The sequence below is a fragment of the Candidatus Aminicenantes bacterium genome (assembly GCA_026393795.1).
Classification (GTDB): Bacteria; Acidobacteriota; Aminicenantia; order UBA2199; family UBA2199; genus UBA2199.
Genome location: JAPKZL010000037.1, coordinates 1 through 10842, shown reverse-complemented (window position 1 = coordinate 10842; position 10842 = coordinate 1). Strand labels below are relative to the sequence as shown.

Here is a 10842-nt window from a genome sequence, read left to right as displayed (position 1 = left end):
GCTGCCGCCGGTCTCTTTTTCACCACCACAGCTACATGTATTACCAAAAAACCATCCATGTTGGCAAAGCCCCGATTGGACCTTGCTACGTTCGAGCATTCAGCTCAAGGGGCGAACGGTCATTAAAAACATCGGGGCGTTCGGAAATATTTTAATGCTTAAAATATTTACAAAGAGTAATATACAAGGGGCGAAAAATTTTTCGCCCCTACCCTTATCGCAATTAATCCCTATGATCAACTACCGGTGCATAATATTTTCGAATGTATTTCTCCTGGACCTCGTACGACCAATGAACATCGCGCAGGAACAGGGCGGCGGCGGCCGGGTCGCCCGCCGCGAGAAAATCGACGATCTCCTGGTGCTCGCGGATGGAGGATTCTTCCCACTCCTTGATCCACTGGCGCTGCCTGGGAAAATCGTACAGCCTTTTTTTCAGGTTGCCGATGACGCGCGCCATGGTCTTGTTGGCGCAAGGCTCGATGACGCAATCGTGAAAGAGCAGGTTCTTTTCGTAAAAAAGATCGAAATCGCCCGTAGCGATGGCTGCTTGCATCTGGCGGTTCAGGGCTTCCATCTTTTTGATCCCGGCTGAACCCAGTTTTGGAAAAGCTTCCTGCAGGGCCGCGCTTTCTAGGGCGCCGATCACCTGGTAGAATTCCCTGATCTCGTCCAGCGGCAGCGCGCTGACATAGATGCCCCGGCGCGGACCTGTTCCTTCAATGACTTCAAATTGATGGGCCCCGTTTGCTTGCGCATGGCTGCAGTATATCCAAACGGGTTGTTTTTGACAACATACGCTCAGTAGGGACAGGTTTTCAGCAATGCAAGGTTTGATAGGGGATTTGAGGATAGTAATTGTAGGGGTTCAATACAAGATCATATGATATCATATTGAACCCCTACACCCTGATATCATATTGAACCCCTACACCCTGATATCGTATTGAACCCCTACACCCTGATATCGTATTGAACCCCTACACCCTGATATCATATTGAACCCCTACTTGATTTTATAAATTTTATGTGATATATCAGATATCACAACATGAAGAGCAAGGGCATCATTTTTGACATCAAGAAATTCGCCATCCACGACGGGCCCGGCATACGCAGCACGGTGTTCTTGAAAGGATGTCCCTTGCGCTGCCGCTGGTGCCACAACCCGGAAGGCATTTCCGAAAACCCCGAGTTCATGGTCTTTTCCAAACGTTGCCTGGATGGCTGCCGCGCCTGCATCAAGGCCTGTTTACGCAAAGCATTGAGCAAGCGCCGGGGCATTATAACTATCACCCGCAGCCGCTGCGACCTTTGCGGCCGCTGCGTTGAAGCCTGCCCCGCCGAGGCGCTGCAAATGGCCGGGCGCTTCGTCACTTGCGCGAACGTTATCGACGAATTGGCCAAGGATGCCGTTTTCTACCGAAGTTCGCAAGGCGGAGTCACTTTTTCGGGCGGCGAACCCATGCAACAGGTCCGTTTTTTGCATGGGCTTCTGCTCGGCGCGAAGCGGAAAGGCTGGCACACGGCCCTGGACACCTGCGGCCACGCTCCCTGGGCCAGCTTCAGGAAAATCCTGCCGCTGGTCGATCTTTTTCTTTTCGACCTGAAATGCATCGCTGCGGCCAGGCATCGCCGCTTAACCGGCGAGTCCAACGAGCTGATCCTGGATAACCTGACGCGCCTTGCGGCCGCGGCCCGCTCCCTGGCCGTCCGCATTCCGCTCATCCCCGGCAGCAACGATTCGGCAAGCGAGCTGACGCGTCTGGCCGATTTCTGCACGTCTTTGCCGCAAGCGCACCCGGTGCAGCTTCTCCCCTACCATTCGGGAGGCAGCGGCAAGAGGGAGCGCCTGGGCCAGGACGATCCGCTGCCTGGCACCCGGCCGCCTACGGCCGCGGAGCTGAATGCGATCATTGAAATATTTCGGCAAAGAAAACTTGCCGTGACCATTGGAGGCTGACATGAACGACCGGATCAGGAAACTGCGCCGGCAAAGCTTGCGGGCGGTTCCCGAGCTTTCCTCGGAGCGCGGAGTGCTGTTGACCCGTTTTTATAAAAGCGACTCCGCCCGGGGTCTCTCCGCCCCTTTGCTGCGGGCTGGGGCTTTCGCCTACCTGCTGCGTCACAAGAAAATAACCATCCTGCCGGGAGAGCTGATCGTCGGCGAAAGGGGGCCCGCTGCCAAAGCCACCCCGACCTACCCCGAGATCACCTGCCATTCCCTGGCCGACATCGACATCCTGGACAAGCGCACGAAAATTCCCTTCCGCGTCAACGCCGCCACCCGCCGCCAGTTCGCCGATGAGATCATCCCTTTTTGGTCGGGAAAAACAATGCGCGACAGGCTGTTCGCCCATATGACTCCCGAGTGGCTGGAGGCCTACCGGGCCGGCATCTTCACCGAGTTCATGGAGCAGCGCGCCCCGGGCCATACCGTTTGCGGCGAGAAAATATACGGCCAGGGGTTCGTCGACTTTAAAACTCAGATCCAGGCCAACCTCTCGTCTCTTGATTTTATGAACGACCCGGAGGCGTTGGCCAAGCGCGAAGAACTTCAGGCCATGGTCATTGCCGCCGACGCCATCATCGCCTTCGCCGGACGCTACGCGGCCAAGGCGCGGTCGCTGCTGGCAACGGATAAAAATCCTCGCCGCCGCCAGGAGCTGCGGACCATTGCCGTTGCCTGCGCCCGGGTGCCGGCCCAGGCCCCGCACGATTTTCACGAGGCCCTGCAGCACTACTGGTTCGTCCACCTCGGGGTGATCAGCGAAGCCAACCCCTGGGACGCCTTCAACCCCGGCCGCCTCGACCAGCACCTCCTCCCCTTTTACCGCCGCGGCCTGGCCGACGGCAGCCTGACGCGCGAAAAAGCCCGCGAGCTGCTGCAGGCTTTCTGGATCAAGTTCAACAACCACCCCTCGCCTCCCAAGGTGGGGGTCACCGCCGAAGAGAGCGGCACCTATACCGATTTCGCACTCATCAATACCGGCGGTCTGACCGCCGCCGGCGAAGACGGCGTCAACGAACTTTCCTACCTGATCCTGGAGGTCATCGAGGAGATGCGCCTGCTGCAGCCTAGCTCGGCCGTGCAGATCAGCAATAATAGCCCCGACGGTTTTTTAAAAAGGGCGCTGTAAATAGTCAGGACCGGCTACGGCCAGCCGTCGCTTTTCAACTCGGAGGCCATCGTCGCCGAACTGCTGCGCCAGGGAAAATCGCTCGTTGACGCCCGCCAGGGCGGCGCCAGCGGCTGCGTGGAAACCGGCGCCTTCGGCCGCGAAAGCTATATCCTGACCGGCTATTTCAACCTGGTCAAGGTCCTGGAAATCACCCTGCACAACGGCGTCGACCCGCTGAGCGGGCGACGGATCGGTTTGGAAACGGGAGACCTCGCCGCGTTCGCTGACATGGAAGACCTGCTGGGCGCTTTCGCGGCGCAGCTGCGCCATTTCATCGACATCAAGATAAGCGGCAGCAACGTCATTGACCGCCTGTATGCCCGTTACCTGCCGGTCCCTTTCCTCTCCTTGCTCATCGACGACTGCATCGCCAACGGCCGGGACTACCATGACGGCGGCGCCCGCTACAACACCTCCTACATCCAGGGGGTCGGCCTGGGGACCATCAGTGACTGCCTGAGCGTCATCGAGCATCATGTTTTCCAAAAAAAGAGCTTCTCCATGAAGCGCTTGCTGGCTCTCCTGGCCGTGGATTTCCGCGGCCAGGAAGCGTCGCGCCAGATGCTTCTCAACAAGACCCCGCGCTACGGCAACGACGATGATGCGGCCGACGATCTGATGAAAAAGGTGTTCGAGCTGTATTTCGCGGCCATCGACGGCCGCCCGAACATGCGCGGCGGCCGTTATCGCATCAATCTGCTGCCGACCACCGTCCACATTTATTTCGGCAAGAAAACGGGCGCCACGCCGGACGGGCGCAAAGCCGGAGAACCCCTGTCCGAAGGGATATCGCCGGTTCAGGGCGCCGACCGCCAGGGGCCGACCGCGGTGATCAAGTCGGCGTCCAAGATCGACCACCTGCGCACCGGCGGCACGCTGCTCAACCAGAAGTTCACCCCCCAGCTCCTGGCCGACGAACGCGGTATCGGCCAGCTGGCCAACTTGGTGCGCGCCTATTTCGGTTTGCACGGCCATCACGTGCAGTTCAACGTGGTCGACGCCACGACCCTGCGCGCCGCCCAGAAGCACCCGGAGCGCTACCGCGACCTGATCGTGCGCGTGGCCGGCTACAGCGATTACTTCGTCGATATCGGCGCCGATCTGCAAAACGAGATAATCACGCGCACCGAGCACAGGGAGTTCTAGTAATTACCAACCTTCACCGTGACGCGCTTGGCATAATGCGTTTCAAGAAAGAAACAGCATCTATTTGGTAGGGAACGCAAATTTGCGTTCCCTACACCCAATTATTCCTGAAAGCTCGCCAATGACCCGATGCTCACCGGTTTGACCGGCGGCCGGACCACAAGCGGCGTCATTTCGGCCTGGGAACGGCCGGTCAGCGCGGCCAGGATGTCGTAGATGATCGGGCCGCAGATGCGCCCCTGGCAATCGCCCATGGCGCTGCGCAGGGCGATCTTGAGCGTCGCCGGAGTGTCGTAGCCGTTGGCGACGGCCCGGCGGATGTCGCCCATGGTCACCTCCTCGCAGCGGCAGACCAGGGTGTCATCGGAAATGTCGAGATAGGCCGAGGCGGGGATATTATATAGCAGGTTGAAATATTTGCCGAATTGCAGATGGTGCCTTCTTTGCCCGAGGAGCCTGGCCAGCCGCCTTTCCTGCGCCGGCCCGAAAGGGCGCCCCATCTGGCGCAGGATGGCCAGGGCGGCGATCTCCCCCTCGCATATTGATTTCAAGGCTCCGGCAATGCCGGTGATCTCCCCGGCTGCAAAAACCCCCGGCAGGGAGGTTTCCAGGCGCTCGTCGGTTTTGACCACCCAGCCGCCGCGCTCGGCCGCGAACTCGCTCAGGCAGCCGGCCATTTGCGCCAGTTCGATATTGGCGGAAAATCCGTAACCTGTTGCCAGCAGCGGCGTCGGATAGATCTTTTCCCTGCCGCTGCACACGCGGCCTTTGCCGTCGACCGGGGCGCTGACAACCTGGGCCAGAGATCCGTCGCCGCGGGCTTCGATGATCCGGGTGCTGAAGCGCAAAGGGACGCCTGAAAAGAACAGCCGGCTCAGAAAGCGGCTCCCCTCGGTTAATTTCGGCAGCTGGTGCAGCACCTGCCAGGCCAGGGGGAATTTGTTCCACATGGGAGTCTGTTCGAGCACGGCGCGGAGCTTCGCGCCCGCCTTAAGGCACTCATAGGCCACCGAGTACAGAAAAAGGCCGGAGCCGCCGACGACCAGATCGCGGGCCGGCAGCACGCCGCTGCTCTTGATGAGAACCTGGACGGCGCCGCCGGAAAGGACGCCGGGCATCGTCCAGCCTGGGAAAGGGAGGAACCGCTCCCTGGCCCCGGTGGCCAGCAGTATCCGTTCCGCCCTCACGGTACTGACTTTTTTCTCATCGCTCTCGATCAGCACCTCGCGGCCAGGATAAATGCCGAGGACGCGGGCGCGGTTGCGGACCTTAATCTTGTTGTTTTTCATGGCGTCGATGAAACCGAAGCCCACTTTCTTGACGTAGTCGGGATGGTAACCCTTCAGCGAGCCGAGCCGTTGCGGTATCTGGCGCAGGATCTGGCCGCCGATGTGGATGTTTTCGTCGAGCAGCATCACCTCCGCCCCGGCGGCGGCCAGGCGGTTGGCGGCCACGATGCCGGCCAGGCCGTTGCCGATGATCAGCACGTCAACCGCGGTTTGGCTCATAGAGGATGATCTCCATGTTATCCGCGGCTTCGACCATGCAGGAACGCTGCTTGGGAACGCCGTCAATGGTCACCAAACACTCGTAGCAGACGCCCATGCCGCAGAACGGGCCCCTGGGTTCGCCGCGCACGTTGCTCTTTTTGAGGACTTTGTATCCGGCTGCCGTCAAGGCGGCCAGCACGGTCTCGCCAAGGACGGCCGCCACCAAGCGGCCGTTGACGCGGATATGGATTGCGTTGGAACGGTCGATGCCGGCGATGCGCAGGTCTTCGGCTTTATTCTTTTCGCGAGCCATTAGTTTTTTTAAGGCGTTATTATATTATTTTAAAACGGTTTTTTCAACCTGTCATTTTTATCCCCCCCCTCAGGGGCAGACAAACCACATTCGCCAAAATCGGCGAATGGTTTGTGCTGCCCAACCCCCCTTGGTAAGGGGGGAGCCGTAAAGACAATGCCTTTCAAACAGGCGTAGGGGCACGGCGCGCCGTGCCCCTACCGAGCCGTCCCCCCTTAACGAAGGGGGGAAACAGGGGGATAAAAAGAATACTGTCTACGGAGTTCGCGTAGTTATATTTTTTTGAAAACGCAGAGTCAATGAGCCCGTGGTGGGTTGGCCGTCGTTATCGCCGACGCTCAATGAAATAACGATTGTCTCGCCCAGCCTTTCAATGGTCTTCTCGTCAATTTGCCAGGTCAGCAAGCCGCTCTTCTTATCCAGCTCGATACCCGCGTCCAGGGGGGAGATCAGTTCATAGGTCAACTCGTCATTGTCGATATCGCTGGCCTTTATCTGGTAACGGAACTGCCCCGGTACAGTGAAGTTTTCCACGCCGACCGATTCGACTTGCGGCGGCGAATTGGCAATGCGCACAAAATCGCTTTTCAGCCAGTCGCTGACTTTTTTTCCGGTCGTGGCCCGGGCTTCGCAGAATACCCACTGGTGTTTGCGGAAGTTGCCGCTCGGCAATATGGGGCCGGTGGCGTCGGCCACCTCCCGGTTGGTGACGAACCAACGGTACTCGAAGTCGATCGCTTCGGGCACGGGCGGCACGACTACAGCTTCAGCGTTCAAGTCGACGTTCGCGAACAGATCGGCCGGGCTGATGTGCACCGCGCTCAGACGCAAAAAATCAGCGGGAGCTTGCGCGGACGCTGACTTTGCCGCGCCCGCGCCCTCTCCCCCGCCCGGGAGCTCGGCTGTTGTTTGGCCGTTTTCAGGCTTATCGTTTGCCCTGGCTTTATCCGCGGCGTTGGAACCGCCGCAGGCAACCAAACCCAGCAAGGCCAGTGCTAAGAAAAATAGCTTTATCCGCTTCATCGAAGACCTCCCTCAGAAGATAACAACACGATAATTATAGTACCCCCGTATTCTATTTTCAAACACGAAACGGATGTAGGGGCACGGCGCGCCGTGCCCCTACCCGATTAGATCGATTATTTTTTGTCTTCTTTCCCGAACATGGTACTGTTCTTGTTTTCGAAAGTAAAAGTTATTGTTCCGCCTACACCGGCATTGGGTTTGAAATTACCGGCGTCGCCGGCGCCAACATAGATGATAAACTTGTCACCCATGGGCCCGAGACCGAGGATCTTGCCGGATTGAATCAAGAAATCGCCGATGATGAAGGTGTTGCCGGCCGAGGTCAGCTTGAACTGGTAGATGTAATGCTTACCGTTGACGGTAGAACTACCGCCGCAGACTTCACCGCCGGGTGAACCAGTTCCTTCCTGGGGGGTAAACGTCATGAAATAGACTTGGCTGTTGATGTACAGCGGCTGGGGTTCGTACATGATTTCATGCGCGAAATGGAAGTCGAACCAGAAGCCTTTCTTGACCGTGCCGCTGTTGTCAATCGTATAGGTAGCATCTCCCGATGTGGCGGCTTCATGAAGGTCGGCGTTGGTGACGGTGGTGCCGCTGTTATCGTCAATGAAAGCCACGAATTGCCCGGTCAGGTTGGTGAAACCTGAACCTGTGCCTAAACCATCGACGGGCTGGGAGCGGCGTCCGGTGCCGAACATCAGCCAGACGCGGTAGTCGTTGTCATACGCCAAGGAAGGCGAGACAAAAATGGTCTGCCCGTCTTCGGCCTGATATATTTTTTGCGCCACCCAGTTGGCGGGGTCGCCATAGCAGTTGATTTTCCAGATAGCGCCGCCATAGGCGTTCGCGGTTCGGTAGTCGCCGCTTTCGGCCAGGTAGATGACGTCGGCAATGCCGTCGTTGTTTTTATCGAGAACAGCCGGGGCGGCGGTCATGGCGGTAAGGAAGCCGGGGACGACATCGATGGTGGCCGAAGTGCTGGCCGTAGCCCCGTAGATAAATTTCTTGACCAGGGCTCCGGTATTGGCGTTCAGGATATAGAGAGCCTTGCCCTCGCGCCTTTGCCAGGGCAGGACACTCATTTCGGTGGCTTTTTCTTCACACGCGTTATAGCCCCCGGGCAGGATGACGGCCGGGAAAGTGCCCAGGGTGCCGCCGCCGTTCATGTCCACCACCACCGGCTTGGCCTCGGTAAAACCCATGCGGCCGTCGGCGGTGGTTTCGGCATCCTCATCCGTCTCCCATAAGATCTTCAGATCCGCGGGAGTGGTGACATCCAGGGCGCAATAGGAACGGCCGCCGATGCCCATGCCGAAAAAGAGCCCGGTTTTCCAGTCACGGTAATCGTTGTAAAAAGTTCCGTCGGACTTGGCTACCTTGATATCCTTGACAAGTGATTTGCCGTCGATATAATAGGTGTGTATTAAAGGATTGTAAACTAGCTTATCTTTAAGTTTCTTCAAGTGCGCGAAGGGGACATAACTCCACAGTTCATTGCCGTTGCTGGCCTGGAAACAATGCATCTTGCCGTCGTTGGCCCCGGCATAGACGACTTCGGCGCGTGTAGAAGCACCTCCAGCGGAATAGCGGTCGTAGAAGCTTTTGTAGCTGAGATCAAAATTGGCTTTCCAGATCAGCGGATAGCCGACCAGCTGCGGGTTGCAATGGAAAGTCTCGCCAAGCCTGTAGAGGCCGTTGTATTCGCTATTGGCATCTATGCCATCGGCTTTGTTGAAGTTCTGGGTGAAATTCTTGACCTGGGCGACCTGGCCGCTGGTGACATACAGGTCGGCAGCGGTGATGCTGCTGCCCATGAAATCAAGGCGCGGCCAGCTGCCAGAGCTGGGCTTGCTGGTGTAGACCACGCGCGCCGTGGTCCGAGTGTTCAGTATTTCCCCGGCATCCCATTGGAAGGATATGACATTGGCGCCGCCGACAACGACATAGGCGGCCGGGTTGTCGATGTTATCGGGAAAGGAACCGTCGTCGCCGAGGCGGTAGCGGCGCAAATGGCCCTCCCACATGGACCTTAATCGGGGTATGAAGTGGGCGACATAGCCGTAATTGCCTCCGGTGATCGACTGCTTGGGCGCGGCGTAGGTGGTGTAGGTCATAGGTTGTTGGGATAATTCGACGCTGGTGATAATATTGATGAAGGCGTCGCTCAGATCCCGGTAATTCGAGGCTGTAAAACTTGCCCCGCCGCCGTTTTTGGCGGCTTTCGGCAAGACGGTGTTGCTGACGCATAGACCTATGGTGTAGGTCTTGATGTTTTGATTGCCCGGCCAGCGCTTGTACACATCGGTGTCGGTCTCGCTGTACAGTTTCCCGTCGGGGTCGGCTTCGGGAGTGCCTGAGTCATAGTAGTTATTGCCATTGGGATAGCCTGTAGGTTTGGTTGTATTCCAATGGCCGGTTATGATCCTGGTGGTGGGGAACATGTCCTGGTGGGATAAAAAATAAGCCACATCGGGGAGATATTCGCTGCCATCATTCACGGTATCGCCCCAGGGGGTGGGGTTTGTGCTGAGATTATAATCGAATTTGGTAAAATCACTGCTGATGTTGCCGCAAAGGGGTGTTTTTTGACTGCCCTGACTGAACACACCATAGCCCATATTGCCGCTGTCTGCCGTGGCTTCACCATCGGTGATCATCACGGCGTAGTTTTCCTGGCACCAGTACTCCATGGGCGAACCTATGGGACTGAGATGGGTGGCGCCGGGGAGGGTTTGGAATTTTTCGGCAGTACCAAAAGTGTCTTTGTCAACGGCTTTCCAGTCGCTAGTGTTGATATAATTAGCACCGGTATTGGGCTTCAGATAGTTCCAAACATAGGTTAGTGCTCTGGCCAGAGGAGTACTGCCATTGCCGCGAAGGAGATCCACTTTGTCAAGGATGGCAGTGTTGATGTAAGCTGCGGCTTTATAAGTGCCGTCGGTGTTTTTCTGGCCGAAGTCGTTGAGACCGACTACTAAAGCCTCTGTGGCGAGATTATCATCAGCACTGAATTTGAAGATTCCGAAACGGACCAGGTCGCGGGTCCCGGAATAGGTCGAAATAATCGAGTCAACAGTATGGGCGCAGGCGCTGGTGCCCTGCTGGTGGCGAGTCACGGTCAGATTAGAAGTAGCCGGGTCGTGGGCGGTAACCAGCATGATTTCCGGATTGCTTGTCCCATTGGCGTCGACGACTTTGATATAGAAGGGGGCGGCCATGGCCAGGAAGTCGGTGCGGGCGGTAAAACTATTATAGGTCAGGTTAGTGGCAAAATCACTGGCCGCGGCGACCAGGTCGGCCGCTTTGAGCAGTTTGTTCTTGGCCGTGATCACGTCGCATAGGGCTTCGCGGGCCACCTGGATGCGGGTGAAGACGCGCTTATAACGCCAGCAGGCCGCCCGGCTGTAATTGGTGCCGTCAACGGTCCAAGCTTTGGCTTCGGTCCAGGTTTGATCGACATCGCCGGTTGCTTCGGTGACATGCTGCAGGCTGGAGAAGAGACTGGTCAGCGGCGTGTACTCGTCGATGCCCAGGCCGGCATTATTGTAGATCATAATGGCCGCGCCGGCGGGGTGGGCCGTGGCGTCGGTGCCGGTGGTGGCCTGCGTGCCGCGGGTGACGGTCAGGGTGCCCCATTTGCCGCTGGCATCGATGACATTGGAGTTGACGATCATGGTCTCGG

6 protein-coding genes and 1 pseudogene are annotated in these 10842 nt (G+C 57.8%); 2 read left to right on the top strand and 5 right to left on the bottom strand.

Annotated elements, in window-relative coordinates:
- Positions 1 to 223: 223 nt before the first annotated feature.
- Positions 224 to 649 (bottom strand): FCD domain-containing protein, encoded by a 426-nt coding sequence (locus tag NTW95_01695; protein ID MCX6556138.1) that lies wholly within the window; start codon positions 647 to 649, stop codon positions 224 to 226.
- Positions 650 to 1051: 402 nt separating this feature from the next.
- On the opposite strand from NTW95_01695, the gene NTW95_01690 reads away from it, so the two are divergent.
- Entirely contained in the window at positions 1052 to 1963 is a 912-nt protein-coding gene (locus NTW95_01690; protein ID MCX6556137.1) for a glycyl-radical enzyme activating protein, read from the top strand.
- Position 1964: 1 nt separating this feature from the next.
- A pseudogene (locus tag NTW95_01685) lies at positions 1965 to 4328 on the top strand (glycyl radical protein).
- A 101-nt stretch (positions 4329 to 4429) separates the two neighbouring features.
- Here the strand turns inward: NTW95_01685 and NTW95_01680 are convergent.
- The 4 genes from NTW95_01680 to NTW95_01665 all read right to left on the bottom strand — a co-directional run.
- A complete protein-coding gene (locus NTW95_01680) occupies positions 4430 to 5836 on the bottom strand; it encodes an FAD/NAD(P)-binding oxidoreductase (GenBank protein ID MCX6556136.1) in 1407 nt (468 codons plus the stop codon).
- Positions 5817 to 6131 carry a (2Fe-2S)-binding protein gene (locus NTW95_01675; protein MCX6556135.1) on the bottom strand — a complete coding sequence of 105 codons (315 nt, stop codon included), beginning with the start codon at positions 6129 to 6131 and terminating at the stop codon, positions 5817 to 5819. The genes NTW95_01680 and NTW95_01675 overlap by 20 nt, the downstream gene beginning before the upstream one ends.
- A gap of 255 nt (positions 6132 to 6386) precedes the next feature.
- Positions 6387 to 7154, bottom strand: coding sequence for a hypothetical protein (locus NTW95_01670; protein ID MCX6556134.1), 768 nt, complete (start codon positions 7152 to 7154; stop codon positions 6387 to 6389).
- Between the two features lie 116 nt (positions 7155 to 7270).
- Positions 7271 to 10842: PilC/PilY family type IV pilus protein (locus NTW95_01665; protein MCX6556133.1), on the bottom strand; the 3572-nt coding region annotated here is incomplete at its 5' end.